The following is a 26891-nucleotide window of genomic DNA, read 5'->3' on the forward strand; positions in this document are numbered from 1 at the left end:
GATGAAAGAAAACTCCCTCCTCTCCGATCTCGCGGCCCATCTTTTCTCGAACTCGAGCGGCAACGGCCGTACGCCTTCGGAGCGAGAGCTTGCGGAGCATTTCGGCGTCAGCCGGGGCCAGGTTCGAGAGGCACTGGCCATTCTGGAGGCAATGCGCATCGTCGAGCGCCGGGCCAAGTCGGGGATCTATCTGACGACCACAGAGGCGAGCGTGGAGGCAATGGCGCTTTTTGCCCGCGCCGGCGTGCCGCTTGATCCCATCCTGATCTACGAGACCGTGGAGCTTCGCAAGATCCATGAGATCAAGGCCGCGGAGCTCGCCTGCGACCGGGCGACGGAGGAGAATTACCAGCACTTGCGCGATATCCTCGCCGCGTCGGAGGCGAAGCTTGCCGCCGGCGAGGGGCTGGCGCGTGAGGACCGGGATTTCCATTTGGAGATCGTCCGGGCCACCAAGAATAGCGTCTTCCATCGGGTGTGCAGCGTCTATTACGTCATGGGCGAGCACCGTCTGCCGATCTATTTTGCCGATCCCGCCCGCAGCCGGCGCTCGCATGAGGAACATATCCGCATCTACGAGGCGTTGCTTGCCCGAGACGGCAATCTTGCCCAGGCGCTGATGAGCGCGCATCTTCAAGGTGCGGAAAGCTATTGGAAGGGTCTCATCGGCGGTCCAGCTACGGCAGCCGAATAGGCGCAACCGGCGGGAGGGCCGATGAGCTTCATCTTTTCCACACATCCCCTGCACCCCGCGGCCAGGTCCATGCTTGAGGCTGCGGGTGATCTGCGCGTCGCTTCCGCGCCCGATCCCGAAACGTTGCTTAGAGAAGGCCGCGGCGCGGGCATCGTCGTCGTACGCGCGCCGATCCCGCCGGCCTTCTTCGAGGATGCGCCGGCGCTTCGCGCGGCGATCCGCCATGGCGCCGGGCTCGACATGGTGCCGATGGATGCGGCAACCCGCGCCGGCGTGCTTGTCGCCAACGTCCCGGGCGCCAATGCTTCGACTGTCGCCGAGCACGTCTTCCTCGTGACAATGGCCCTGCTTCGGCGCTTCCGGCTGATGGACCGCGAACTGCGTCAGAACGGCTGGGCGGTGGGCCGCGCCCAATCGGACACGGCCGTCGACCTCGCCGGTCGCACCATGGGCATCGTCGGTATGGGCAATGTCGGCAAGGCGATTTTCAAGATCGCGAAGTTCGGCTTCGGTCTGGAGGTGGTCGCCACGAGCCGGTCGCCGGAAAACGTGCCGGACGGCGTGCGTTTCCTGGCGATCGATGAGCTTGTTGCCACGGCCGACATCGTGGTGCTCTGCTGCCCGCTGACGCCGGAGACGACCGGCTTGCTCAATGCCGGTCGCATCGGGCGCATGAAGCCCGCGGCCATTCTGGTCAACGTCTCTCGCGGCCCGGTGATCGATGACGCGGCGTTGATCGATGCGCTACGAGATGGCCGCATCGGCGGAGCCGCGCTCGACGTCTTCGCAACGCAGCCGCTGCCGCTCGATCATCCCTATTTCGGCTTTGACAACGTCATCGTCACGCCGCATCTGGCTGGTCTGACCGAAGAGAGCATGATGCGCATGGGAACAGGCGCGGCGAGCGAAGCCCTGCGCGTCATCAAGGGCGACTTGCCCGTTAATTTGCGCAATCCCGAAGTGGTAGAACACTACCGCCGGCGCTTTCCCGCATAGCGCCCCGTCGCGACAACTTGAAACGCTGGCTGCCCCTGCCGTGCCGCCGAGACCGCTGGCATCTTTCGGACAGTTGAGGTCAGCCCGCGTGCCGCAGGCTGACACCGCTTCCGGCGTCAAACAGCACGACCTTTTCCGGATTCCATGAAAAGCGAACCTCATCCTCGATCCGAAGCGCCGTCTGTGTCGGCACGGTCGCGTGGATGAACTTCTCGCCGGTGCGCAGCGTCACGATCTTTTCGACACCATGGTTTTCCACGTCGTGGACCCGTGCTTCGCCGGGCGCGCCACTATCGAGAAAAATGTCCTCGGGACGGATGCCGAAGGTGAGCGGGCGACCATCTGTCGCGATCCCGTGTCCGTTGCCGAGGGGCAGCCGGTAGCCCTCGCTGGCCACTGCCTCGCCGTCGGCAAGCGTGCCGGCAATCAGGTTCATCGGCGGCGAACCGACCGCGCGCGCGACGAAGGTGTTGACCGGGTTTTGGTAGATCTCCTGCGGCGTACCCGTCTGCACCAGTTGACCATTGTTCAGGACACCGATCTTGTCGCCCATCGACATGGCCTCTATCTGGTCGTGAGTGACGAAGAGGAAGGTCGCGCCGAGGTTCATCTGCAGGTTTTTCAGCTCGGTGCGAAGTGCTTCGCGAAGCTTGGCGTCGAGCGCCGAAAGGGGTTCGTCCATCAGGAAGACCCGCGGCTTGCGCACGATGGCCCGGCCGATCGATACGCGCTGCATCTCGCCTCCCGACAGCCGGTCCGTCTTGCGGTCGAGCAGATGCTCGATGCGCAGGGTCTTCGCAACGCGGTCGACGCGCTCTTTGATTTCTCCGGGCTCAACGCGGCGGATACGGGATTTCAATGGAAATTCCAGGTTCTCCCGCACCGTATAGCGCGGGTAAAGCGAGTATTGCTGGAGCACCAGGGCCACATCGCGCTCGGCGGCACCCCAGTCGGCGACGTCCTGCCCGTCGATGAAGATCTGGCCAGCGGTCGGCTTCTCGAGACCGGCGATCAGGCGCAGCGTCGTCGTCTTGCCGGCGCCGGTCTGCCCGAGCAGCACGAAGAACTCGCCGTCAGCAATGTCGATGTTCAAGTTTTTCAGCGCCGTGTGGCTGCCGAAGGTCTTGGTGATGCCCTTGAGTTCGATATGCGCCATCAGAGTCGGATCCCCAGCGACGAGCCGGTCGCGGTGTTGAAGAAATGTGCCTGGGCGGGGTCGATGCGTGCCCAGACGGCTTCGCCGGGACCAGGCACGAAACCGCTCTTTGTGCGTGCCCTGATCATCTGGTGACCAACCTTCAGGTCCACGATGTCGTGCGAGCCGAGAGGCTCGATGATATGCGCTTCGACCGGCATGAAGCCATCGCGAGCCTCCCGTGAAACAAGCACGCCCTCGGGCCGGACCCCGAGTGTCAGCTTGCCGTTCTCGGCCCTTGCGTCGGAGAGGCGGTTCGCCAGCACGGCGGGGAATTCAAAGCCCGTCGTCCCGTCGCCGACCTGCACGCTGGTATGGCTGCCCGTTGCGCTGATGATCGCCGGCGCCATGTTCATGACCGGGCTTCCGACGAACTGAGCGACGAACGTGTTGGCGGGTTGCGCGTAAACCTCTTCCGGCGTGCCGATCTGCTGGAGGATGCCCTCGTGCATGATGACGATGCGGTCGGCGAGCGACATGGCCTCCACCTGGTCATGCGTCACGTAGATGGTGGTTGAACCCTGCTTGATATGCAGGCGCTTGATTTCCGCCCGCATCTCCTCGCGCAGCTTCGCGTCGAGCGCACCGATCGGCTCATCCATCAGCATGGCCTTTGGCCGTCGCACCAGCGCGCGGCCGATCGCGACCCGCTGCATGTCGCCGCCTGACAGCGCCGACGGCTTGCGGGCCAGCAGACCGGTGATGCGCAGCACAGCGGCGATCTCGCGGACCGACGCATCGACATCGGCACGGCTCATCCGGGTGGCGCGGAGCGGGAAGGCGATGTTCTCGTAGACCGTCATGTGCGGATAGAGCGAGAAGGATTGGAATACCATGGCGATATCTCTGTCGGATGCCTTGATATGCTGCACCGGCTGCCCGTCGATCAGAATGTCGCCTTCGTCGATCGTCTCCAGCCCCGCGACGGCGCGCAATGTCGTCGTCTTTCCGCAGCCCGATTGTCCAAGCAGCACGATGAATTCATTGTCGGCGATGGCGAGATTAAGGTCCTTGATGACCTGGACGGCACCGAAATATTTCTGAATCCCGCGAAGTTCGATCTGCGTCATGAATGGTTGCCTTCGTCTGGTTGCGCGTCGCGGGGGATTTTGGTCGCCACCATGAAGGCGATCAGTCCGACGAGCGTCATCGTCATGCCGTAGCGGTGCAGAAACAGGTTCCAGGGCTGGCAGAGCGCGACGATGCCGAGGATCATCAGATACTGTGAAGCGGGTTCGAGATATTTCTGGTTGAAGGCGCGGAAGGTCATTTGCGGATCGCTCCGAAGCTCATGCCGCGCAGGAGATGGTTCCTGAGCAGGAAGGTGAAGATGGCGACCGGTAGCAGGAACAGGAACGTGCCGGAGGCGATTACCGTCCAGTCCGGCAGGCCTGAGCCGACCTGGCTCGGAATGAAGGGTGGAGCCGTTTGCGCGCGCCGGTTCGTCATGATCAGCGCAAAGGCATATTCGTTCCAGGCCGTGATGAAGCAGAAGACCGCAGTCGCGGCGATGCCGGTGGCCGCTTCCGGGATGACGATCTTGAAAAAGGCCTCCATCCGCGTATAGCCGTCGACGAGTGCGGCCTCCTCGTATTCCTTCGGGATCTCGTCGATAAAGCCCTTCATCAGCCAAACGGAGAAGGAAAGGTTGAAGGCAGTGTAGAGGATGATGAGGCCCCAATGCGTGTCGTTGAGGCCGACGACGCGGTACATGAGGAACATCGGGATCGCCACGACGACAGGCGGCAGCATGCGCGTCGACAGGATGAAGAAGAGAAGGTCTGCCTCCCCCTTCACTTTGAAGCGCGAGAAGCCGTAGGCAGTGAAGGTTCCCATGCCGACGGCCAGCACCGTGGACGTGATGGCGACGATCAGCGAGTTCATAAAGCGGTTCGGATAGCCGGAGGGCTGCACCTCGCCGCGCCCGGACCGGACGATCTTCTCGCCGCCGTCGAACACCATCCGCTCCCACCAGGGGGCGGCGGCATATTCTTCAGCAGTTGGCGCCCCACGCAGTTGCGAGCGCTTGGTGAAGAGCTTCACGAAGGGCGAGAGTTCCGGCTCGAAGAGCACCGTCGGTGGAATGGTGGTAGCGAGATTGCGCGGCTTGAAGGCCGTCGAGGTGATCCAGTAGATCGGCGCCAGGAAGATCAACGTGATGACCAATACGGCGGCGATCGCCACCCGGTTCAGCGCGCGTTCGGAGCGGGTTTGGACGGCAGCCATCTCAGCGCTCCTTCACTTTGTTGAGGTACTTGACGTAGATGTTGGTGATCGCAAGAACCATGATGAGCACGATGTAGGCGAGTGCGCAGGAGCGCCCCGTCTGCCATTCCTGGAAGGCCATCTTGTAGAGCCGGATGGAGATCACCTCGGTCGTCGGTTGGCTGGTCAGGATGTAGGCGAGGTCGAAGGTCTTGAAGGCCTCCATCGTACGGAAGATGATTGCGATCATCAGGATCGGCGCCACCAGCGGCAGCGTGATGCGGAAGAAGGTATAGAACGGTCCCGCCCGGTCGATCGCCGCTGCCTCGTAAAGATGCTTTGGCACGGCCGAAAGGCCGGCAAGCGACAGCAGCATCACGAAGGGCGACCACATCCAGATGTCCGTGATTGCGACCGCATAGAGCGCCATGTCCGGATTCGACAGCCACTCGAAGGAGCCGAGGCCGAGCGCGTAGTTGATGATGCCGAAGGACGGGTCGTAGAGCAGCTTCCAGAAGAGGCCGACGACGGCCATCGACAGCATCATCGGCAGCAGCAGCAGCGTCGTCAGAAGACCCTTCAGCGGAATGTCACGGTTGAGCAGCATCGCGGTGCCGAAGCCGACGATCACCTGCCCCGTCACAGAGACGATCACATATTTCGCGGTGATGGCGAAATTCGACCAGATGAAAGGATCGTTCAGCAATTCGCGATAGTTCTGCAGGCCGACAAAGTTGGCCGGCGCGTTCGTCGAGGCGCGAAAATCCGTGAAGGAATAGCCGAGCGAATAGATCAGCGGAAAGATGTTGAAGATGATCAGAAACAGGATCGTCGGGATAATGAAGAGATTGCGAATGCGGATGTCGCTCATGCCGCGGGATGCGGCACGCGATTTCGTGTCCAGCGATGTCATGACTGCGGTTGCCAATCCTCTCCTCCTCCGAGAGTCGGCGCCGGATGCCGGAAAAGGCATCACGATGCGCGAAGTGAATTCCGGGCGCCGCGCCCTCTCGAACCGCGCCTTTGGGCGCGAGATGCAGAATGCAAACGGAGGGGCGACGGAGCCCCTCCGCTGATCGCGTTTGCTATTTATTGCGTCCGTATTTCTTGAACGTCGCGTTCCAGTCCGCTGCCAGAGAGTCGAGCACTTCCTTCGCCGTGCCTTGCCCGGCGGTGACGAAGGGGTAGATGCGCTGGTTCATCTGGATCAGCAGTTCGGCATATTCAGGCGTTGCCCAGAAGTCCTTCACCTTGAACATGGTCTCGTAGAAGGCCTTGTTATAAGGTGTCGCGTTCTGAAATTCCGGCGATTCAAGCACCTTGGCGCTTGCCGTGTAGCCACCGAGTTCGGCCCAGCGCTTCTGGGTCTCGTCCTTGATGAACCATTCGAGGAATTTCATCGCTTCTTCCTGGTTTTTTGAGTAGGAGACGACCGATATGCCTTGGCCGCCGAGCGCTGCGAATTGCTCGCCGTTCGGCCCCGCCGGATTGGCAAAGAAGCCGGTAACCTTGGCGTTCGGGTTGGACGCCTCGTTCACCAGGGCCGGGAAGAAGGCGAAGTAGTTCATGCTCATCGCCGCCAGGTTCTCGGTGATCGCCTGGTTGTTCTCGACGAAGAAGGACTTGGCCCAGCCCGGAGGCGTAAAGCCGTAGAGCTCGCGATACAATTCGAGCGCCTTGACGTTCTTGTCAGAGTTGATGATGCCGTCGACCTTGTAGCTCTGGTAGTCGCCGAGTTCGCCTCCAAAGGAGAAGATCGCGTTCTCGACACCCATGACGAGACCGTCATAAGAATTGTCGGTGTAGATGGCGATTCCGTAGCGCTTCTGGTCGGGACGGTGGAAGAACTCGGCGATGTCGCGCATCTCGGCCCATGTCTTCGGCGGGGCGAGGTCGTAGCCGTATTTGGCCTTGAACGCCTCCATCTCCTTGGGATCTTCGAACCAGTCCTTGCGGTAGGACCAGCCGACGGCGTCGCCTTCGGCCGGAACTGACCAATACTTTTTCGAGTTCGACGGATATTCGGCGTAGTATTTCACCGTTGCCGGAGCCATCACCTGGGTCAGATTGTGCTTGGTGAAGAAGTCGGTCAGATCGACGTAATGGCCGGCTTCTGACGCCGCCCCGATCCACTGACTGTCGCCGACGACCATGTCATAGGCTGAACCCTTGGCGTTGAACTCGGTGAATGCCTTGGTCTGGAAGTCGGCCCACGGTGTGGTCTCGACCGTGACCTTGACGCCGGTTTCAGCCTCATATTCGTTCGCCAGTTCCTGAAGGTAATTTGCCGGGTCCCATTCGGCCCAGAAAATCGTCAGTTCCTGGGCCTGTGCGGATGTTCCGCAGGCCCACATCAATCCGACACCGGCAAAGAGACCGGTCATAGTTTTGCGCATAACATTTCCTCCCATTTATGCACGCTTCCCGCGTCATCGCGGGCCTCCCGATCCGGCTTCCCGATCCTCCTGGGTGATTTTCGTGCTGGGGTCCTCCCCGACCCTGGCGCGTTTCAGATCTCAAGCCTGAATATTATTCCCTAATCTGGTAGTACCAAACGCCATTATCGTCAAGAGTGAGCCTCGGAGAGCATTTAGCAAAGGTTCATCTTCCAGACTTCTGGATACCTTCCCACAATTGCGGCTCCGCTCATGCGGTCCTGTCAGGCAAACTCACGTTCCTGCTCGCCAATCCCGACCACATTTGCTTCATCTGGTCCAACCAATTGTTGGGTTAATTTGAAGGTTCCCCACGTCATGCTTTGCTCTCCGCCTGCCGTAACGCCGTATCAACAAGCGCCCTGGCGGCCCACTCGGCAACAGACTGCGCGCTTTCGGAGGTCAGGCCCCAGATATCCTTCAACACGATCAGCACCTCGACGCCGAAGACAAGCGAAAGCGCCTGTGCAAGGCGTTCCCGGGATTCGGGCGGCACGGTGCCCTGCAGGGGGGCCGTCACGCACTTGAGCAGGTCGACCCGGTGGCCGCGCGTGAACAGCGGCTCGTTGCCGAGCGTGCCGGCCTGGCGCTGCGCCCACTGGTCCAGCGAAAGTTTCAGCGCCGCCTTGAAGGTGGCTTCGAACTCATCGATGCGCGGCATTGCGGTCGCCAAGAGGTCGGCAACGCGGATGCGTGCATCCGGACTGTCCGACGACCAGCTGAGTATCGGTCCCAGAGCCTCATCCACCACGGCATGCACGAGCGCGGCCTGGCTCGGAAAGTAACGGTAGGCCGTCGCGCGCGAGACTTCGGCAGCCTCGGCGACTTCACTTACCGACGGAGTGATGCCGGACTGCATGAGCCGCGTTGCCGTTTCAAGCATCAGTTTTCGCGTACGGGCACGCGGGCCTCGCTCGGTCCTGGCTGTTTCGTTCTGTTGACGTGAGACATCCATATCTTTATGATACGCGCGTCTCACAAATTTGCAAGGGCCCATCGCTTTGCCCGGACGTGGGATATGCTGGGAGGAAACCCAACCGGTCTCGGAGGGGAAATGAAGCAGATCTACGTGGTCGGCACGGCCGACACGAAGGGCGAGGAGCTTGCTTATCTGGCCGCCTGCATCGAAGCGGCGGGCGGGGCTGTCGTCCGTGTCGACGTCGGCATCCGCGAGCCTCAAACCTCCGTCGATGTGAGGGCCGACGCAGTGGCGGCGAGCCATCCGGACGGGGCTGGAGCCGTTCTTGCCAGCGGCGACCGCGGAACGGCGGTCGAGGCGATGGGCATTGCCTTCGCGCGCTTCCTCATGGAGCGCCAGGACATCGCTGGCGTCATCGGTATCGGTGGAGGCGGGGGCACTTCGATCATTACCGCAGGCATGCGCCAATTGCCGCTCGGTCTGCCAAAGATCATGGTCTCGACGCTCGCATCCGGCGATGTGGCTCCCTATATCGATGTTTCAGACATCGTAATGATGCCCTCGGTCACGGATATGGCAGGCCTGAACCGGCTGAGCCGCGTCATCCTTCACAACGCCGCCCAGGCGATCACCGCCATGGCCCGCCGGCCGGCTGAGGTGACTGCATCCAAACCAGCCCTCGGGCTTACCATGTTCGGCGTTACGACACCTGCCGTGTCCGCCATGGTCGAGCGCCTCCGAGCGGACTATGACTGCCTGGTCTTCCACGCGACAGGCACGGGCGGGCGGGCGATGGAGAAGCTTGCCGACAGCGAACTCATCTCTGGCGTGCTCGACATCACGACGACCGAGGTCTGCGACCTGCTGTTTGGCGGCGTCTTGCCCGCCACCTCGGACCGTTTCGGCGCCATTGCTCGCAAAGGCCTGCCCTATGTCGGCTCGGTCGGTGCGCTCGATATGGTGAACTTCTGGGCGCCGGAGACTGTCCCGGAGCGTTATACCGGCCGGCTGTTTTACCGGCACAACCCGAACGTCACCTTGATGCGCACGACGTCGGCCGAATGCGCGCAGATCGGCCGCTGGATCGGCGACAAGCTCAATCTCTGCCACGGCCCCGTACGCCTTCTCATTCCCGAAAAGGGCGTTTCGGCCCTCGACATCGAAGACGGTCCGTTCTTCGATCCGCAAGCCGACGCCGCGCTTTTCGCCGCGCTCGAGGCGACGGTAAAGCCGACGGCGTCGCGGTGTATTATTCGCCTGCCGCTCCATATCAACGATCCAGATTTCGCCGAGGCCGCCGTCGCGGCCTATCGTGACATCGCCAACCCCTGAGAGACAAATCGATGCCAGTCATACCGCGCAGCACCATCCTCGAAAAATTTCACGGCATGATCGCAGCCGGCGTGCCGATCGTCGGCGGCGGTGCCGGCACCGGCATCTCCGCCAAGGCCGAGGAGGCAGGCGGTATCGACCTCATCATTATCTACAATTCCGGGCGATACCGCATGGCGGGCCGCGGTTCGGCGGCCGGACTGCTCGCCTATGGCAATGCCAACGAGATCGTCAAGGACATGGCGCTTGAGGTGTTGCCGGTCGTGAAAAAAACGCCGGTGCTTGCCGGTGTCAATGGCACGGACCCCTTTGTGCTGATGCCGCGCTTCCTCGCCGACCTCAAGGCAATGGGCTTTTCCGGCGTACAGAACTTCCCCACAATAGGCCTCTTCGACGGGCGGATGCGGCAGAGTTTCGAGGAGACAGGCATGAGCTACAATCTGGAGGTCGAGATGATCGCCACCGCCCACGGGCTCGACCTGCTGACGACGCCCTATGTCTTCAACGAGAGCGAGGCTATCGCCATGACGACCGCCGGCGCCGACATCGTCGTGGCGCATATGGGAGTGACGACCGGCGGCACGATCGGCGCCACATCCGGCAAGTCCCTCGATGACTGCGTCGACGAGATCGCTGCGATCGCCAAGGCGGCACGTTCGGTGCGTGACAACGTCATCGTGCTCTGCCACGGCGGCCCGATCTCAATGCCGGCGGATGCGCGCTACATTCTCGAGCGTTGCCCTGGCTGCCACGGCTTTTATGGCGCAAGCTCGATGGAGCGTCTGCCGGCAGAGGCGGCAATCCGCAAGCAGACGGAAGATTTCAAGGCGCTCGCCATCGGCGCGGTCGTCTGAGGAAGGGCATGGAGGAGGCCGTTTCATGGTAAAGAACAAGTACTTCATCTATCCTGAGGATGTGAGCGCCTTCGGTTTCGATTGGGGCAAGCTGTCGCTGACTGTGGCGCCCGAGGTCAACGGTGCCAGCCGCTTTTCCGGTGGCGTCGTCGAGCTGCCAAGCGGCGAGGGCCATTCCCGCCACAATCACCCTGGCGCGGAAGAAATCATATTTGTGATTTCCGGCGAAGGCGAGCAGATGGTCGAGGACGAGAATGGTAATCCGATCACGCAGAAGGTCGCCAGCGGCTGCACGATCTATATTCCGGAAAGTCGCTTTCATTCGACGAAGAACACTGGCGGCGGGAAGATGCTCCTTTTCGTGGTCTACTCACCGGCCGGGCCGGAGCTTGCGCTTCGCGATTTACCGGACTTCCGCCTGCTGCCGCAGGGCTTCTGAGGCGGCGCATCCATTTTCTGGGAGGAAAGACGATGAACGACAATGCAGGGCAAACAAGGCAGGCCGCCGTGACGCCGTTCGATACGGCCAAGCTCGACCGTCTCATGGAGGAAGTCGGTATCGACGTCATCGTCGCCACCTCCAAACACAACACGCAATATCTCATGGGCGGCTATAAGTTCATCTTCTTCGCCGCCATGGATGCGATCGGGCATAGCCGCTACCTGCCGATGGTGATTTATGAGAAAGGCGCGCCTGATCACTCCGCCTATGTGGGGAACCGCATGGAGGGCGCAGAGCACCAGAACAATCCATTCTGGACGTCCGCCGTGCATACGGCGAGCTGGGGCACGCAGGATGCCGCAGGGCTCGCCGTCGAGCACCTGAAGAAGATCGGCAAGGCCGGTGGGCGCATCGGCATCGAGCCGGCCTTCCTGCCATCCGACGCCCGCGACCTGTTTGCCTCTCGGCTGGATGGCGCTCGATTTGTCGATGCCACGCATGTGTTGGAGCGGCTGAGGGCCGTCAAGACGCCGGATGAACTGGCCAAGCTGAGACGTGCTTCCGAACTGATCACCGACTCGATGCTGGCGACGATCGCGGCGGCCCGCGCCGGCTCGACCAAGATGGAGATCATCGAGCAGCTGCGCCGGGAGGAAACGAACCGCGGCCTGCACTTCGAATATTGCCTGCTGACGCTCGGCTCCAGCCACAATCGCGCGGGCTCACCGCAGGCCTGGGCCGAGGGCGAGATCCTGTCGATCGATTCCGGCGGCAACTATCACGGATATATCGGTGACCTCTGCCGCATGGGTGTGCTCGGCGAGCCGGATGCGGAGTTGGAAGACCTTCTGGCCGAAGTCGAATGCATCCAGCAAGCGGCCTTCGCCAAGGTCAGGGCAGGGGCTGCGGGCAGGGAGATGATCGTGGCAGCGGAGGCCGAGCTCAAGGCCTCGCCGTCGGCGGCCTTCACCGACTTTTTCTGCCATGGCATGGGCCTCATCGCCCACGAAGCGCCATTCCTCATGACGAACCACCCTGTCACCTATGATGGCATCGATGCCGACAAGCCGCTGGAAACCGGGAGCGTGATCTCGGTCGAGACGACGATGCTTCACCCAAAGCGCGGATTCATCAAGTTGGAGGATACGCTTGCCATCATCGATGGCGGCTATGAAATGTTCGGCGACCGTGGCCGCGGCTGGAACCGCGGCGGAGCGTGATTGCAGGCCCAACCGCAAAGAAGGCCCGGCAGATGTCACCTGCCGGGCCTTTGTTCCTTGGTACCGTCGTCTCAGCTGTGGTGGATCTCTGTTCCCAGCACCTTCAGGCATTCGCGCATAAAGGCGGCGAGCGCCGTCCAGCCCTTGGCCGAAACCATCGTGCCATCGACATAGGCTTCGGTTGGCGACAGGTCGATATAGGTTCCACCCGCCAGGGTGACCTCCGGTTCACAGGCCCCAAGTGCACCAACCTTCTTGCCGCGAACGACACCGTCGACTGCGATCAGGATCTGGACTCCGTGGCAGATGGTGAAGATCGGCTTCTCCTGCTCGTGGAAATGACGCACCATCGCCTGCACCCGCTTGTCGGTGCGGATATATTCCGGTCCACGCCCGCCGGCGCAGTAGACAGCATGATACTGATCGAGCTGGTTCTCGGCCTCGGAAAACGTCTTGTTGATGGTGACGTTGTGCCCGAGTTTTTCGGTGTAGGTCTGGTCTCCCTCGAAATCGTGCAGCGACGTCCTGAGGATGTCGCCGGCCTTCTTATCCGGGCACACGATATGCACCGTGTGCCCGACCGCCTCCATCGCCTGGTGAAAGACGAAGATTTCGTACTCCTCGGTGAAATCGCCGGTGAGCATCAGGATTTTCTTGCCTGGCATGGGTTCTCCTCCTCATTGTCAGATCGGGCAGGCACGACCTTGCCTGCCCGGGGTTGCTCAGATTTCGTCGAAGGCCGGCAATAGCCGGTCGCGCGAATGTTCGATATGGATGCGCATTGCCTTCGCAGCCGCGCCGGGGTCGCGCGCCGCGAATGCATCAAGCAGCGTCTGATGCTCGCCGAGTGCCTCCTCGGTGACGCGGCGATGGAACATCAGGCGGAAGATGTGGAAGTGTGTATGCTGGAATGTCAGCATCTCGCGGATCAACTCGTTGCCGGCAAATTCCATGATCCGGTCATGGAAAATAGCGTCCTGGCGCGCGAAGGCCGAATAGTTCGCTCGTTCGTCCCTGTTGTCGCTGCGTGTCATCACGCCCGCGGCCTCGGTGAGAATGGCCAGCTTTTCGTCGTTCATCGCCTCTGCCGCCTTCGCAGCGCCGGCAGGTTCCAGCAGCAGGCGCAGTTCATAGAGCTCGTCGAAGCGGTGGCGCGTGATTTGCGGCGCGGCACGATAGCCGACCAAATGCTGCTTGACGACGAGGCCTTCGCCTTCAAGCCGGCCGAGGGCTTCGCGGATAGGGGTGTGTGAGACGTTGAATTCCCTGACCAGGTTGTCGACCGTAATCCGAGCCCCCGGCGCGATCTTCAACGACATGAGCTGGTTGAAGATTGCCTCGTAGACGTCGCCCGCCAGGCTGTTGGCGCGCGGTATCTGGGTTGTGCCCGTCGAGGGTTCCTTCGGTCTCGTCGAAATCATCTGCTGCCTTGCCTCTTGACAGGTTCAATCGCTAGCACGATGCTGCGGCCAAGGCAATCCTATATCCTATACGATTTAATATAGGGAGGAAAAATTATGCGCATATCTGAAGCAGCAGCGCTTGCACTTGCCACCCGCCTGCTGGAAGAGCATGGCGCACCGCGTGACCATGCGGCCCTGCAGGCTCGCATCCTGGTCACGGCCGATATGAAGGGGCACCCTTCGCATGGCCTGTACCGGCTTCCGCGGCTGGTCGAGCGCATCGAGCGCGGTGTCATTGACCCGCAGACGAAGGGCACGCAGCGCTGGCGCGCGGATGCGGTGCTGGAGGTGGAGGGATCGTCGGGATTTGGCCCCGTCGTCGCCATGGCCGCGATCGAGCGGCTGGCGCCTCACATTCCGGATCTTGGTATCGGTCTTGTCGCCGTGCGCAATGCCAACCATCTCGGCATGCTCGCGCATTATGTGGAGGCCATCGCCGCACTGGGTTTCGTCGGCATCGCGCTCTCGTCGAGCGAGGCGCTGGTCCATCCCTTCGGCGGCACCCGGGCGATGCTCGGCACCAACCCCATCGCCATCGCCGTGCCAACGGCCGAGGAACCGCTCGTGCTCGACCTTGCCACCAGCCTAGTGCCGATGGGCAGGATCCATCATCACGCGGCGACCGGCAGGCCCATTCCCGAGGGATGGGCGCGCGATGCGGCTGGCAAGCCGACGACCGATCCGGGGCGTGCGAAGGCCGGCGCGATTGCGCCCTTCGGCGACGCGAAGGGCTACGGCCTCGGCATTGCTTTGGAGCTGCTGGTGGCAGCCCTTGCCGGCTCGGCGCTCGCGCCGGATGCGCGCGGCACGCTCGACAGCCAGTCGCCGTGCAACAAGGGCGACGTCTTCATCTTGATCGAGCCCAGTTTGGCGCCGGGACTGCCGGAGCGGCTGTCGACCTATCTCGATGCCGTGCGCGCTTCACCGCCCGCCAGCGCCGGCGAACCGGTTCTCGTCCCAGGCGATCGTGCCCGCGGGCGGCGAGCGGCGGCAAGCCGCAACGGGTTCGAGATCGACCAGCGCCTCTGGGAAGACCTCAACGCGCTTTCGCGCCCGCGCATTCTGGCCTTCGAGGGACAAAGATCATGAGCCTGTTTGCCGCCTTGAGGTTGCCGCGGGAAATCCTGTTTGGAGTCGGCCAGCGCCACGCGCTCGCGAGCGTCGCCAGCAGGACCGGCCGGCGCGCACTCGTCTGCACGGATGCGCGTTTTGCCGCAACACCCGTCTTCGCGGAAATGATCGGCGCGCTTGAAGCGGCCGGCATCGTCGTCCTAGTGCATGACCGTACGCTGCCGGACGTGCCGCAAGATACGGTCGCGGTTTGCGTTGAAGCCTCGCGCGGCTTTGAGCCCGATATGGTGATCGGCATCGGTGGAGGCAGCTGTCTCGACATGGCCAAATGCGCTTCGCTCCTGCTCGCTCACGGAGGCGCGCTCGCGGATTATTACGGTGAGTTCAAGGTGCCGGCGCCCGTCCTGCCGGTCATCGCCGTGCCGACGACGGCAGGGACCGGGTCCGAGGTGACGCCGGTTGCGGTTGTTTCCGATCCCGACCGTATCCTGAAGGTTGGCATTTCCAGCCCATATCTCATCGCCACGGCGGCGATCTGCGACCCGGAACTCACCTTATCCTGCCCGCCTGGGCTCACGGCGATTGCCGGTGCAGATGCGTTGACGCATGCCATCGAAGCCTTCACGGCCATGCGCCGCCCTGGCGACCCGGAACTTGCGCAGCAACATGTCTTCATCGGCAAGAGCGATCTCTCCGACCAGTTCGCGCTGCATGCCATCCGGCTCCTCGGCCGGGGCCTGGAAAAGGCCTTCGTCGACGGCGCCGACATCGATGCGCGCGCCGATGTGATGATGGGCGCGCTCGCAGCCGGCTGCGCCTTCGGAACGGCGGGCACCGCTGCAGCCCATGCCGTGCAATATCCGGTTGGTGCCTTGACCCATACGCCGCACGGCCTCGGGGTTGCGACCATGCTGCCCTATGTCATGACTTATAATCGCCGCGTCGCTACGGCGGAAATCGCCATCGTCGGCAGGGCGCTCGGCCTCGATCCCACCGGAGTGGAGGACGACGAGACGGTTGCCGATGCCGCGATCGCAGAGGTGAGCCGCCTCTTTGCCGCGATTGGCATCGCTCCGACGCTCGCCAGCCTCGGCCTGCCGGAAGACCGGATCGACTGGGCCGCAGAGCAGGCGCTCGGCATCGGCCGGTTGATCAAGAACAATCCCCGCTCCTTCGATGCCGCCGCCATGCGCGGCCTGGTGCGCGCCGCCTATGAAGGCGACCTGGCCGCTTCCGCCCTCTGACCTGGGAAATCATCATGAACGTCAACCAGCATTCCCCGCATTCAGACCATGATCCCTTCGGGCTCAGCGCGTTCTCCCGTGGCCTCTATATCGGCGGCGCCTGGAGGCCGGCGGCTGGCGAGGGCCGGATCGAGGTGATCGACCCCTCGACAGAGGCGGTCATTGCCTCTGTGCCCGACGCCACGGCCAAGGATGCTGCGGCGGCCGTTGAGGCTGCCGCAAGCGCCGCGGAAAGCTGGCGCGAGATGCCGCCGAGAAAGCGCTCCGAGATCCTGCGCCGCTGCTTCGAACTTATGGTGGAGCGCTCCGAAACGCTTGCCAGGCTCATTTCGCTCGAGAACGGGAAGGCGTTGCGCGACGCGCGCGGCGAGGTCGCCTATGCGGCAGAGTTCTTTCGGTGGAATGCCGAGGAGGCGGTGCGCATCTCCGGGGAGTTCGGCATTGCGCCGGCCGGTGGAAACCGCATCGTCGTCGATTATCAGCCTATCGGCGTCTGCGTTCTCATCACACCGTGGAATTTCCCGGCCGCGATGGCGACCCGCAAGATCGCGCCTGCCCTTGCCGCAGGCTGCACCGTCATCCTGAAGCCGGCGAGCGAGACGCCGCTGACGGCCTATGCGCTTGCGGCTCTCTACGAGGAGGCCGGCGTGCCGCCGGGCGTCGTGAACGTGATGACAACATCGACGCCAGGCCCCGTCATCGCCGCCATGCTGGGCGACCCGCGCGTGCGAAAACTTTCCTTCACCGGCTCGACGGGCGTCGGCCGCACGCTTCTGGCGGAAGCGGCGAAAAATGTCATCTCGTGTTCCATGGAACTCGGCGGCAACGCGCCATTCATCGTTTTCGACGATGCGGACATTGACGCGGCGATCGAAGGTCTGATGGTCGCGAAAATGCGCAATGCGGGTGAGGCCTGCACGGCTGCAAACCGCATTTATGTCCAGTCCGGTATCCATGATGCCTTCGCGGAAAAATTCACCCGACGCATGGCCGCCCTCAGGGTCGGCCCGGGTGTGGATCCGGATACCGAATGCGGTCCGATGATCACACGCAAGGCCGTGGAGAAGATCGAGCGCCTGGTTGCGGATGCCGTTTCGCGCGGCGCGCACGTCCTCTGTGGCGGACGAACACTAGCGGGACGCGGCTTTTTTTATCCACCGACGGTGCTTGTCGATGTTCCCCCGGCCTCCGATATGGGCTGCGAGGAGATTTTCGGTCCCGTCGCGCCGCTCTACCGTTTCGAGACCGAGGCAGAGGTCATCGCTGCCGCCAACGATACGGAATATGGTCTCGCCGCCTACATCTATACCCGCGACATTGGCCGTGGCATGCGGGTCGCCTCCAAGGTCGAGGCCGGCATGATTGCGCTTAATCGTGGACTGGTCTCCGATCCCGCCGCCCCCTTTGGCGGTGTGAAACAGAGCGGCCTTGGACGTGAAGGAGGGCAGCATCACGGTATCGCGGAGTTCATGGAAGCCAAGTACATTGCGACAAGTTTCTGAGGGAGGAACCTGTGGCCGCCGATCCGTTCCGCATTCGTGACCATGTCGCAGATTTTGACGCGATCGTTGGCGATATCCGTGCCCGCAGCCTTGCGACGCGGCACACTGTTGCCATGGAGGCCAACATCGCCTACGGGACTGGGCCGGGCGAGACCGTCGATATCTTCCTGCCAGATAGCGCCGGCTCGGACATGCCGATCCACATGTTCATCCATGGTGGCTATTGGCGGATGTTTTCCAAGGAGGACTACTCCTGCATCGCTGAGACCATTACCGGCGCCGGCGCGGTCGCAGCCATCGTCGATTATTCCTTGATGCCCGGGGCGAGAATGGACGTCCTGGTTGGTCAGGTCCTGAAGGCCAAGGCATTCCTGCTGGCGTATGCCGATCGTTTTGGCGCCACACCGAAGCAATTCTCCGTCAGCGGTCACTCCGCCGGTGCACATCTTGCAACCTTTCTCTTCCACCGCTCGCCGGCGCCTTCGGGCGTAGTTGCTGCTTTCCTGCTCGGCGGCCTGTACGATCTCGAACCCCTGCAGGCGTCTTTCCTGCGTGAAGAGATTGCCTTGAGCGACGAGGAGGTGCGACGGTTTACGCCCATGCGTCACGAGCACGATCCTGCAACGCGTGTCGCTATCATGACCGGCGAACTGGAAACTGATCCGTTCAAAATTCAGGCAAATGCTTTCAGGGACATTCTTGCCGCCCAAGGGCTTGACGTGCGGGCATCGCAGGTCGCAGACGGCAATCACATGAGCACGGTACGCGATCTCGCCGTCGCTGGCACGCCTGTGGCGGCAGCATTGCGCACCTTGATTGCCAATAATGCCAATGAGGAACCGAAGCGATACACCTTCCCTTGACCTCCGGGTTTTCGTGATCGTGGCAATCGAAGCGTGATGCATCGGCTCCTATGGCCGGTACCAAGTCGTGCCGATCCGCGTCGTCGAACGTCGCGCAAAGGCCAACTGCGCCCTAAAAATCGGCAACTTTGCCCCAAGCGGATGTCCCGAAGCGGTCGGGGTGGTAGGGCCTGGGATCAACGATCGGCTCATCGCCCGTGACGATATCGGCAATCAGATGACCGGCGCCCGGCCCGATACCGAAGCCGTGGCCGCTGAAGCCGGCAGCGAGGATGAAACCCGGGAGGGTAGGGATCTCGCCGATCCCCGGCACGCCGTCGGGTGTGCTGTCGATATAGCCTGCCCAGGCCGCGCTGATGTCGGTTTTCTTCAAGGCGGGAAGAAGTTCCAGCGCCCGCGAATGCGTGAGGGCAATGGTGGCCTTGTTTACCGCCGGGTCGAGGATGCGCATGCGCTCCATCGGTGTCGGCCTGTCGAGCCGCCAGCGTGCCAGAGATTCATGACCTGAGCGAAAACCTTCCAACCCGCCGGGTGCGAGACTGCGCCAGCGCCGGGCAAACATCGGCAGGAACTGTGGCGCGAAGCGAAGCTGCTGCGGCGTCGGATCGACGCGGCCGCGGCCGCTGATCGCCAGCGTGTAGCCGCCATCGCGACGTCGCGTCACCGACACGGCGGATGTATGCAATGCATCCGGCAGGCCGCCGGCCCCGGCGGAAACCGAGAGGATCGAGGAGCGGATCGAGGCTTGCGGAAATCGAATGCCGAGTTGGTGGCAGAAGGAGGAGGCCCAGGCGCCGCCGGCGAGGATGGCGATCTTTGTCCGGATCGTGCCATGCTCGGTGACGACGCCGGAGAGCCTTCCGCCTTCGACCTCGAGGCCGCGGGCTGCACAGGATTGATGCACCGTGCCGCCGAGCTTCAGGATCGCACGCGCGACGGCCGGCGCAGCGCTTGCCGGATCGGCGGTGCCGTCGGTCGGCGAAAAGACCCCGCCTTTCCAAGAGGTGCCGGTGGCATGCCCGCGTTCGGTTGCCTCCGTGCTGCTCAGCATATGCGTCGTGACGCCGACCGAGCGGGCGAAATCGCGCCAGCGCGCCCAGCCGGACAGTTCGGCGTCGCTATTGCTGAGATAGAAAAGACCGCAACGACGGAACCCGGTGTCCTCACCGGTCTCAGTGGCGAAACGCTCCCACAGATCGAGGCTCTTCGTCGACATCGGCAGTTCACGGGCATCGCGATTCTGCTGGCGGCACCAGCCCCAGTTGCGGCTCGATTGCTCGGCGCCGATCAGGCCCTTCTCGACCAGGGCCACCTTCAATCCGCGCCGAGTGAGATAATAGGCCGCAAAAACGCCGACGATGCCGCCGCCGATGACCACGACATCAGCGGTGGAAGGCAGTTCCGGCGTGGTGTCGACGCGATTGAGCGGTGCGGGCATGGGAGAGTCTCCGTTTTAACCACAATGTAGCGGATCCGACGCCACGGCTTTGCCGGAGATCGGTTCGTGGCAGCAGAAGATTCCGTGTTGGGAGGATGCCAGCAGCGGTTTGTGCTTCGGCCTTTCTCGCAACGCGATCGACAGGCCAACGTCATGTGCTAAGGTTGATCTGGGAAACAAGCAGCATAATCTGCTGCGTCATTGAGGGCGTGTGCGATGAAACTCGACCGGATCGACGTAAAAATTCTCTACGAACTGCAGAAGAATGGCCGCGTCACGAATGTGGAACTCGCCGAACTGGTCAATCTGTCGCCAAGCCCCTGCCTGATGCGGGTGAAGAAGCTGCAGTCGGAGGGCTATATCGAAGGCTATTCGGCCCAGATCAACGTCAGCAAACTGGGGCAGACGCTGACGGTGTTCACCGAGATCACCCTGAAAAACCACCGGCAGATCGACTTCGCCCGCTTCCTGGCGGCGATCGAAAAAGTCGACCAGGTGATCGAATGCCATCTGGTTTCGGGTGGCTACGATTATATGCTGAAATTCGTCACCGCCGGGATCGACGAATACCAGACGATCATGGAGCGGCTGACTGACCTGGATGTCGGCATCGACAAATATTTCAGCTTCGTCGTCCTGAAATCGCCGATCATCAAAGCCCACATGCCGCTGACCACCTTATTTCCGCATTAGAACTACTCCAGCAAGTGCGTAGAGGTTTTTGAGTCTCTCACCAGTCCTGCGCGGATACGGGTGCTCTCTGTTGCAGGTTGTTCTCCCTATAACTATAAGCTTCTACTGGTTGGAAGGACTTGCGACAAAATTCCGGCCTTACCTTCCAAAGCCATGTTCGCTGCCACTTGCTGGGCTCTTGCTGCGGAGTCGAGGCTTTCCAGCACGACCTGACCCGGTGCGCGCTTGATCTTGTAAGCGCCCCAACTCTCGAAATTTCGCGGTGGAATCGGCGCTCAGTGCCGGCAATAAGCCCGCACCAGTTCCGGATCCTGCTGGAGCCCGTCGAGCCAGGCCGGATCGAGCGTTGGCACAGACGAGAAGAGCAGTTGCGAATAGGGATGTTGCGGCGCCTTCACCGTCGATGAGGTGATCTCCTCGACCTTCCGGCCTCCATACATCACGACGATCTCATCGCAGATCGCCTCCACCACCGAGAGGTCGTGGCTGATGAAGATATAGGAGAGGCCGAGTTCGCGCTGCAATTCCTTGAGCAGGTCGATGACCGCTGCGGCGACAACCGTGTCGAGCGCCGAGGTAATCTCGTCACAAAGGATCAGCTTCGGATCGGCGGCGAGGGCCCTGGCGAAGTTGACTCGCTGCTTTTGGCCGCCCGAGAGTTCGCCCGGCCGGCGATGGCGCAGGTTGCGGGGCAGGCGTACCATGTCGAGCAGTTGATCGATCCGGGCGTTCCGCGCCTTTCGATCCATTGCGTGGTAAAAGACCAAAGGTCTGTCGAGGATGTCCTCGACCGATTTTGCCGGATTGAGTGCGGTATCGGCATATTGGAAGACGATCTGCATCTCGCGCAACTCATCACGCGAACGCTTGCGCGCGTTGCGATGCAGTTCCGTGCCGTCGAAGGTGATCTTGCCGACCGCGGCCGGCAGGATGCCGGCGATGGTGCGGGCGAGCGTCGACTTGCCGCAACCGGATTCGCCGATGATGCCGAGATTGCGGCCTTTTTCCACCTTCAGGCTGACGTGCTCGACCGCGCGAACGAGCGGCAGGCCGTCAGCTTGGCGCTGTCCATAGCCCGCGACGAGATCCTCGATGCTCAGCAGGGGAGCGGTCGCGGGTTCGGCCGGGCCTGCCGCGCCGCGCGGCTTCGGCTCGAAGGCAGCGAGCAGCTCCCTGGTATAGGGATGCTTGGCATTGTTGAGGATTTCGTCGGTGGTGCCGGTTTCCTGGGTTTCTCCGCCTTTCAAGACCACGATGCGGTCGGCGATCTGGGCGACGACGGCAAGGTCGTGCGAGACATAAACGCCTGCTATGCCGCCCTTCTTCATGACCGATTTGAAAGCCCGGAGCACTTCGATCTGGGTCGTGACGTCGAGCGCCGTCGTCGGCTCGTCGAAGATGACGAGGGTCGGGTCGCCGATCAGCGCCATGGCGGCCGCCAGACGCTGCAGCTGGCCGCCGGAAACCTGGTGCGGGTAGCGGCTGCCGATCGTCTCTGGTTCCGGCAAGGACAGCGCCCGGAAGAGCTCGACGGCCCGAGCGCGCGCATCGTCCGGCGACATCAGCTGATGAATACGCGTGACTTCGATCACCTGATCCATGATCGATGTGGCCGGGTTGAAGGCGGCAGCCGCCGATTGCGGCACATAGGCGACTTCGGTGCCGCGCACCTTGGCGCGCTGCTTCTCGCTGAGCGTGACCATGTCCTTGCCGCCGACCGAAACGCTGCCGCCCGAGATACGACAGCCCGCACGGGTATGGCCCATCAGGGTCAGGGCGATGGTTGTCTTGCCCGAGCCGCTCTCGCCGATCAGCGCGACGATCTCGCCCTCGGCAACATCGAGGCTGACACCTTTGATGATTTCGACACGACGGCCGGAATCGGTGGTGGCCTCGACCTTCAGGTCACGGATTTCGATGAAATTGCTCATGACACACTCCGGTCGCGGATTTTCTGCGGCAGGTTGTCGATCAGCAGGTTGACGCTGATCGTCAGGCTGGCGATGGCAAACGAGGGAAACATCACCGCCGGCGCACCGAATGGCAGGCCGCCGATGTTCTCACGCACGAGCGCACCCCAATCGGCATAGGGCGGCTGGACGCCAAGGCCGAGGAAGGAAAGCCCGGAAAGAAGGAGAACGATGAAGACGAAGCGGATGCCGAGATCGGCAAGCACCGGCCCGACAATGTTGGGCAGGATTTCCGAGCGGATAAGATAGAGGGTACTTTCCCCGCGGATGCGCGCGACCGTGATGAAATCCATCGCATTGATGTTGACGGCGAGCGCCCGGGCGAAACGGTAAGCGCCCGGGATGTAGATCACCGACAGCGTCATGATCAGCACCGGGACCGAGGAGCCGACGGCAGCGACGACCACCAGTCCGAACAGCTTGCTCGGGATGGAGTTGAGGGCGTCGAGGAAGCGGCTGAGGATCGTGTCCGGCCAGCCGCCGACGACCGCTGCGATCATGCCGAGCACCACGCCGCTGAAACAGGCGATCGTGACCGCCGCCAGCGAGATGCCGACCGTATAGCGCGCGCCCATCAGAATCCGCGAGAGCATGTCACGGCCGAGATAATCGGAGCCGAACCAGAGTTCACGGCTCATCGGACCGAAATAGTCGAGATCGATAATTTCGCCGACGGGGTAGGGAATAATCCATGGCGCAAAGATCGCGACGAGCGCCCATAAAAAGATGACGGTGAAGCCGATCGCGCCGACGATGTTGAAGCGATAGCCAAACCGGGTTCCGGACAGCCGGCCGGAGGTGGTTTCGGAACTGGTCATGGTCATCGGAGCCTCGGATTGGAAAGGATGGCGATGATATCCGCGATGGTGATCAGCAGCAGGTAGCCCAGGCAGAAGATCATCGCGCAGCTCTGGATTAGCGGCAGATCGCGGGTGGCGACGGCATCCAGCATCAGCTTGGCGATACCGGGATAGTTGAAAATGGTCTCGACGATGATGACGCCTCCGAGCAGATAGGACAGCGAAAGCGCAACGGCATTGACGATCGGACCCAGCGCATTGGGCAGCGCATGGCGAAAGACGATGCGCGGCCGGGAGGCGCCCTTGAGCAATGCCATTTCGACATAGGGTGTGTTGAGCGTCTCGATGACAGCCGCGCGCGTCATGCGGATCATCTGGGCCGAGACGACGAAGGTGAGGGTGATCACCGGCATGGCATAGACACGCAACAGGTCGGCCAGACTGTGGACTTCATTGGCGAAGGACAGCGCCGGCAGCCATTTCAGATAGACGGCGAAGATGAGCGCCGCGGAGGTCGCGACCATGAACTCCGGCACGGAGATGACGCCGATGGTGATCACGGTGACGGTCCGGTCGTAAAGGGTGCCACGCAGCATCGCCGCAGTGATCCCGAGCGTCAGCGCAATCGGTACGGAAAAAAGCGCGGTGACGCCGGCAAGTTTCAGCGTGTTGACGAAGCGGCCGGCGATGAGAGCGGCGATCGGCATGTCGTTGGCATAGGACGTGCCGAGGTCGCCCTGCAGCAGTCCGACTAACCAGCGCAGGAAACGAAAGAGGGCCGGCTCGTCGAGATGCATGGCCTTGCGCAGGCCTTCGACGGCTTCCGGCGTGGCGGCTTGGCCGAGCAGGATCGTCGCCGTATCTCCAGGCAACAGCGTTGTCGCGAAGAAGACGGCGAAGGAGACGATCACCAGGGTGATGACGGCGACGAACAATCTGCTCAGTACAAGGGATAAGACCTGGCGGTTCACGGGCGTCTTCCCTTTGCGTTCGAGTTAAGTTCCATCAATGCAGATGGAGGAACTGGGGCGCGGGCTGCAGCCCCAGTCTCCTTTGCTTAATCAGGCTTCAAGCCAGACATATTCCGCGAAAGCGTATCCCATCTGGCCGCCGAGCGGGTTGGCTTCCAGGCCCTTGAGCTTGGCCGTCGTGGCATCGACGTTCGAGATATAGGCCGGAATGATTGTACCAGCTTCCTGGGCGACCATGCCCTGCATCTCGTTATAGATCGTCTTGCGCTTGTCTTGATCGAGAGAGCCGCGCGCCTCGATCAGCATCTTGTCGAACTTCTCCGACTTGTAGTGGCTTTCGTTCCACGGAGCGTCCGAGGTGTAGAGCAGGGAGAAGAGGATATCGGGGGTCGGCCGCGGGTTGATGTTGCCGAAGTGGATCGGCGCCTTGAGCCAGTAATTGTCCCAATAACCATCAGATGGCACTCGCTGCACATCGAGCTTCATGCCGATTTCGGCGCCGGCCGCCTGGATGATCATGGCCATGTCGATCGACGAGCTCGCCGCATCGGAAGCGATGATCGGGATGGATTGGCCAAGCACGCCGGCCTTTTCGAAGTGGAACTTCGCCTTCTCGGGATCAAAGGCTCGCGCTTTCAGCTCTGCGTCACGATAGAAGTTCGCCGGTGAAACGGGTTGATCGTTGCCGACTTCACCGAGACCGCGCAGCGCCGATTTGACGATCTGTTCGCGGTTGACGAGATACTTCATGCCCTCGATGAAGTCCCGCTTGTTGCCGGGCTCCATATCCAGTCGCATGTTGAGATTTGTATAGTTGCCGGACGTCGTCTTCGACAAGGTGAAGCCGTCGCCCTGGGCCTCGACGAGGCGCATAGAGCGCGGATTGATCGTGGCTGCGAGGTGGATATCGCCCGCAAGCAGGGCGTTGACGCGGGCATTGTCGTCGCTGATCGCGAAATATTCGAAGGAATCGACGTTCGGGCCGGATTTCCAGTAGTTCTTGTTCTTGATCCCGACCGACCGAACACCCGGCTCGAAGACTTCCTTGACGAAAGCACCGGTGCCGTTGGCTTTGGTGAAATCGGTCGTGCCGTCGGCGACGATCATGAAATGATGCATCGACAGGATCGTCGGCAGGTCGGCATTCGGGCTGGCCAGCGTGATCTCGACGGTTTGTTTGTCGACCGCCTTGAAGCCGGTCATCTGGGCGGCGATCTTGGCGACCTTAGAGCCGACGGACGGATCGAGATGGCGCTTCAGCGAGAAAACCACGTCATCGGCGGTCAGCGGCTTGCCGTCATGGAAGGTAACGCCGTTCTTCAGCTTGACCGTCCAGGTTTTCGCATCCTTGGACTCAATCGCTTCGGCGAGCTCCATCTGCGGCGTGCCGCTCTTGTCCAGGAAGGTGAGGCGGTTATAGAACGAGCAGCACCGGACATAGTCGGTGGAGAGCGACGCCTTGGCGGGGTCGAGCGTATCGGCCGTCGAGGACGACCAGCCGGCCGCTTTGAGCGCGCCGCCGGAAACGGGCGTGGCGGCGAGCGCCTTGCCGGCGCGGCCAAGGACGAGTCCGCCGGCAGACAGGGCCACGCCGCCTGCAAGCATCATATGCAGCAACTCGCGACGGGTGGCGCCACGGCGGATGGCGCTTTCGATCCTGGCATCGTCGGAGCTGGTCCAATTGGTGATCTTGTCGTTCATCTCATTCCCCTTTTCTTGTGTGGCGGGCTGCCCGTTGCGGGCAGGCCCGATCTGCTTTCAAAGTCAGGCGCGCGCGGCGGCCACGGCATCGGCAAGGCCGGCCATGGAGGTGAAATGGTAATCGGGTTTGGTAAACTCGGCCGGTTCGATTGTGCCGCCGTAACCCTTCACGGCATGGCGCCTCTCGATCCAGCAATTGGTCAGCCCGAGTTTCCTGGAAATCCCGATATCGTGGTACTGGCTCTGGGCGACATGCAGGATGTCGTCCTTCGAATGTCCTTGCGAGGCGACGTGGTCGAATACCTTCTCGAAGAATGCGGGATCGGGTTTCTCGGTCCCCGTATCATCGGCGGTGAAGGCGGCATAAAAGGGGTTGCCGAGTTCCCTCTCGAAGAAATCGAACGCCCAGCGGCGGGCGTTGGTCATCGCCACGAGGCGGTAATCTTTCGTAAGACTTGCCAGTGCCGCGGCGCTATCTGCAAAAGCCTTCCAGCTCTTGGCCGAGTCCCGCAGCAGTTCGCCATATTTTTGCTCAGTCGGCAGGCCGAGCTTCGGCGCGATCGCCAGATAGACGCGCACGAGGTCGTCGGGAAAAAGATCGGCATCCTCGGAGTAGCGGGCTGCGCGGTAGAAGCCAAGCGCCTGCTCGCCGTCGATTTCGGTCCCGACCTCGGTTGCGATTTCGGCGAGGCAGGTCTTGAGGCCGCCTTCGAAGTCGATGAGCGTGCCGACGACGTCGAAGGTCATGTATTTGAATTCCGAAAGGCTCTTGCTCACGTGAATTCCCCAGTGTTCGGCTCCTGTGGGAGCGCGGCTTCTCGAAGAAGAAAATTCTGTTCCGCCGGCGGGGTCATTGTCCCGCTCTTGTATGGAAGGCCCGCAT

The 26891-nt window shown here is 62.0% G+C and carries 26 protein-coding genes; 11 read left to right on the forward strand and 15 right to left on the reverse strand.

Annotated elements, in window-relative coordinates:
* Nucleotide 1: 1 nt before the first annotated feature.
* Together RWJ89_RS01700 and RWJ89_RS01705 are read left to right on the forward strand one after the other, a co-directional pair.
* The gene (locus RWJ89_RS01700; RefSeq protein ID WP_026264551.1) at nt 2-694 is read left to right on the forward strand and encodes a FadR/GntR family transcriptional regulator; all 693 of its coding nucleotides are present in this window, start codon (nt 2-4) and stop codon (nt 692-694) included.
* A gap of 21 nt (nt 695-715) precedes the next feature.
* On the forward strand, nt 716-1690 hold the full coding sequence (locus RWJ89_RS01705; protein WP_168281082.1) for a hydroxyacid dehydrogenase: 975 nt from the start codon (nt 716-718) through the stop codon (nt 1688-1690).
* Nucleotides 1691-1769: 79 nt separating this feature from the next.
* Here RWJ89_RS01705 and RWJ89_RS01710 read toward each other — a convergent pair whose 3' ends face one another.
* The 7 genes from RWJ89_RS01710 to RWJ89_RS01740 form a co-directional block, all read right to left on the reverse strand.
* The gene (locus RWJ89_RS01710) at nt 1770-2846 is read right to left on the reverse strand and encodes an ABC transporter ATP-binding protein (protein ID WP_316030463.1); all 1077 of its coding nucleotides are present in this window, start codon (nt 2844-2846) and stop codon (nt 1770-1772) included.
* The gene (locus tag RWJ89_RS01715; protein ID WP_316030464.1) at nt 2846-3955 is read right to left on the reverse strand and encodes an ABC transporter ATP-binding protein; all 1110 of its coding nucleotides are present in this window, start codon (nt 3953-3955) and stop codon (nt 2846-2848) included. The genes RWJ89_RS01710 and RWJ89_RS01715 overlap by 1 nt, the downstream gene beginning before the upstream one ends.
* Nucleotides 3952-4155 (reverse strand): hypothetical protein, encoded by a 204-nt coding sequence (locus RWJ89_RS01720; RefSeq protein WP_168281077.1) that lies wholly within the window; start codon nt 4153-4155, stop codon nt 3952-3954. The genes RWJ89_RS01715 and RWJ89_RS01720 overlap by 4 nt, the downstream gene beginning before the upstream one ends.
* Entirely contained in the window at nt 4152-5111 is a 960-nt protein-coding gene (locus tag RWJ89_RS01725; RefSeq protein ID WP_168281075.1) for a carbohydrate ABC transporter permease, read from the reverse strand. Before RWJ89_RS01725 ends, RWJ89_RS01720 begins: the two co-directional genes overlap by 4 nt.
* A gap of 1 nt (nt 5112) precedes the next feature.
* Nucleotides 5113-6018, reverse strand: a complete 906-nt coding sequence (locus tag RWJ89_RS01730; protein ID WP_017956807.1) for a carbohydrate ABC transporter permease — start codon at nt 6016-6018, stop codon at nt 5113-5115.
* A gap of 157 nt (nt 6019-6175) precedes the next feature.
* Nucleotides 6176-7486, reverse strand: coding sequence for an ABC transporter substrate-binding protein (locus RWJ89_RS01735; protein WP_168281073.1), 1311 nt, complete (start codon nt 7484-7486; stop codon nt 6176-6178).
* Nucleotides 7487-7841: 355 nt separating this feature from the next.
* Complete coding sequence (locus RWJ89_RS01740; protein ID WP_168281063.1) at nt 7842-8480, reverse strand: TetR/AcrR family transcriptional regulator; 639 nt, start codon at nt 8478-8480, stop codon at nt 7842-7844.
* 99 nt (nt 8481-8579) lie between these two features.
* On the opposite strand from RWJ89_RS01740, the gene RWJ89_RS01745 reads away from it, so the two are divergent.
* The 4 genes from RWJ89_RS01745 to RWJ89_RS01760 are packed head-to-tail and all read left to right on the forward strand — an operon-like array spanning nt 8580 to nt 12292.
* Nucleotides 8580-9776 carry a Tm-1-like ATP-binding domain-containing protein gene (locus RWJ89_RS01745; RefSeq protein ID WP_168281061.1) on the forward strand — a complete coding sequence of 399 codons (1197 nt, stop codon included), beginning with the start codon at nt 8580-8582 and terminating at the stop codon, nt 9774-9776.
* Between the two features lie 11 nt (nt 9777-9787).
* The gene (locus RWJ89_RS01750; protein WP_168281059.1) at nt 9788-10630 is read left to right on the forward strand and encodes a phosphoenolpyruvate hydrolase family protein; all 843 of its coding nucleotides are present in this window, start codon (nt 9788-9790) and stop codon (nt 10628-10630) included.
* Nucleotides 10631-10655: 25 nt separating this feature from the next.
* Nucleotides 10656-11069 (forward strand): cupin domain-containing protein, encoded by a 414-nt coding sequence (locus RWJ89_RS01755; protein WP_168281056.1) that lies wholly within the window; start codon nt 10656-10658, stop codon nt 11067-11069.
* Between the two features lie 32 nt (nt 11070-11101).
* Nucleotides 11102-12292: a Xaa-Pro peptidase family protein gene (locus RWJ89_RS01760; protein ID WP_316030465.1), complete on the forward strand. Its 1191-nt coding sequence runs from the start codon at nt 11102-11104 to the stop codon at nt 12290-12292.
* 71 nt (nt 12293-12363) lie between these two features.
* On the opposite strand, the gene RWJ89_RS01765 is transcribed toward RWJ89_RS01760, so the two are convergent.
* Nucleotides 12364-12957, reverse strand: coding sequence for a DJ-1/PfpI family protein (locus RWJ89_RS01765; protein ID WP_316028241.1), 594 nt, complete (start codon nt 12955-12957; stop codon nt 12364-12366).
* Between the two features lie 57 nt (nt 12958-13014).
* Entirely contained in the window at nt 13015-13713 is a 699-nt protein-coding gene (locus RWJ89_RS01770) for a GntR family transcriptional regulator (RefSeq protein ID WP_316028242.1), read from the reverse strand.
* Between the two features lie 96 nt (nt 13714-13809).
* On the opposite strand from RWJ89_RS01770, the gene RWJ89_RS01775 reads away from it, so the two are divergent.
* From RWJ89_RS01775 to RWJ89_RS01790, 4 genes are read left to right on the forward strand one after another with little or no spacing between them, the layout of a single operon-like run.
* Nucleotides 13810-14844, forward strand: a complete 1035-nt coding sequence (locus tag RWJ89_RS01775) for an Ldh family oxidoreductase (protein WP_316030466.1) — start codon at nt 13810-13812, stop codon at nt 14842-14844.
* Entirely contained in the window at nt 14841-16070 is a 1230-nt protein-coding gene (locus RWJ89_RS01780) for an iron-containing alcohol dehydrogenase (RefSeq protein ID WP_316030467.1), read from the forward strand. The genes RWJ89_RS01775 and RWJ89_RS01780 overlap by 4 nt, the downstream gene beginning before the upstream one ends.
* A gap of 14 nt (nt 16071-16084) precedes the next feature.
* Nucleotides 16085-17572: an NAD-dependent succinate-semialdehyde dehydrogenase gene (locus tag RWJ89_RS01785; protein WP_316030468.1), complete on the forward strand. Its 1488-nt coding sequence runs from the start codon at nt 16085-16087 to the stop codon at nt 17570-17572.
* Between the two features lie 11 nt (nt 17573-17583).
* Nucleotides 17584-18435 carry an alpha/beta hydrolase gene (locus RWJ89_RS01790; RefSeq protein ID WP_316030469.1) on the forward strand — a complete coding sequence of 284 codons (852 nt, stop codon included), beginning with the start codon at nt 17584-17586 and terminating at the stop codon, nt 18433-18435.
* Nucleotides 18436-18547: 112 nt separating this feature from the next.
* Here the strand turns inward: RWJ89_RS01790 and RWJ89_RS01795 are convergent, their stop codons facing one another.
* Complete coding sequence (locus RWJ89_RS01795) at nt 18548-19873, reverse strand: NAD(P)/FAD-dependent oxidoreductase (protein ID WP_316030470.1); 1326 nt, start codon at nt 19871-19873, stop codon at nt 18548-18550.
* Between the two features lie 216 nt (nt 19874-20089).
* Between RWJ89_RS01795 and RWJ89_RS01800 the strand changes: the two genes are divergently transcribed.
* A complete protein-coding gene (locus RWJ89_RS01800) occupies nt 20090-20566 on the forward strand; it encodes an Lrp/AsnC family transcriptional regulator (RefSeq protein WP_003562931.1) in 477 nt (158 codons plus the stop codon).
* A 275-nt stretch (nt 20567-20841) separates the two neighbouring features.
* On the opposite strand, the gene RWJ89_RS01805 is transcribed toward RWJ89_RS01800, so the two are convergent.
* The 5 genes from RWJ89_RS01805 to RWJ89_RS01825 form a co-directional block, all read right to left on the reverse strand.
* A complete protein-coding gene (locus RWJ89_RS01805) occupies nt 20842-22497 on the reverse strand; it encodes an ABC transporter ATP-binding protein (protein WP_316030471.1) in 1656 nt (551 codons plus the stop codon).
* The gene (locus RWJ89_RS01810) at nt 22494-23360 is read right to left on the reverse strand and encodes an ABC transporter permease (protein ID WP_131662649.1); all 867 of its coding nucleotides are present in this window, start codon (nt 23358-23360) and stop codon (nt 22494-22496) included. The genes RWJ89_RS01805 and RWJ89_RS01810 overlap by 4 nt, the downstream gene beginning before the upstream one ends.
* On the reverse strand, nt 23357-24307 hold the full coding sequence (locus RWJ89_RS01815; protein ID WP_131662650.1) for an ABC transporter permease: 951 nt from the start codon (nt 24305-24307) through the stop codon (nt 23357-23359). Before RWJ89_RS01815 ends, RWJ89_RS01810 begins: the two co-directional genes overlap by 4 nt.
* A 90-nt stretch (nt 24308-24397) precedes the next feature.
* Nucleotides 24398-26008: an ABC transporter substrate-binding protein gene (locus RWJ89_RS01820; RefSeq protein WP_131662651.1), complete on the reverse strand. Its 1611-nt coding sequence runs from the start codon at nt 26006-26008 to the stop codon at nt 24398-24400.
* A gap of 63 nt (nt 26009-26071) precedes the next feature.
* Nucleotides 26072-26785: an HAD-IA family hydrolase gene (locus tag RWJ89_RS01825; protein WP_131662652.1), complete on the reverse strand. Its 714-nt coding sequence runs from the start codon at nt 26783-26785 to the stop codon at nt 26072-26074.
* Nucleotides 26786-26891 lie beyond the last annotated feature (106 nt).

This window comes from Rhizobium sp. 10PS4, from assembly GCF_032464805.1.
GTDB classification, from domain to species: domain Bacteria; phylum Pseudomonadota; class Alphaproteobacteria; order Rhizobiales; family Rhizobiaceae; genus Rhizobium; species Rhizobium laguerreae.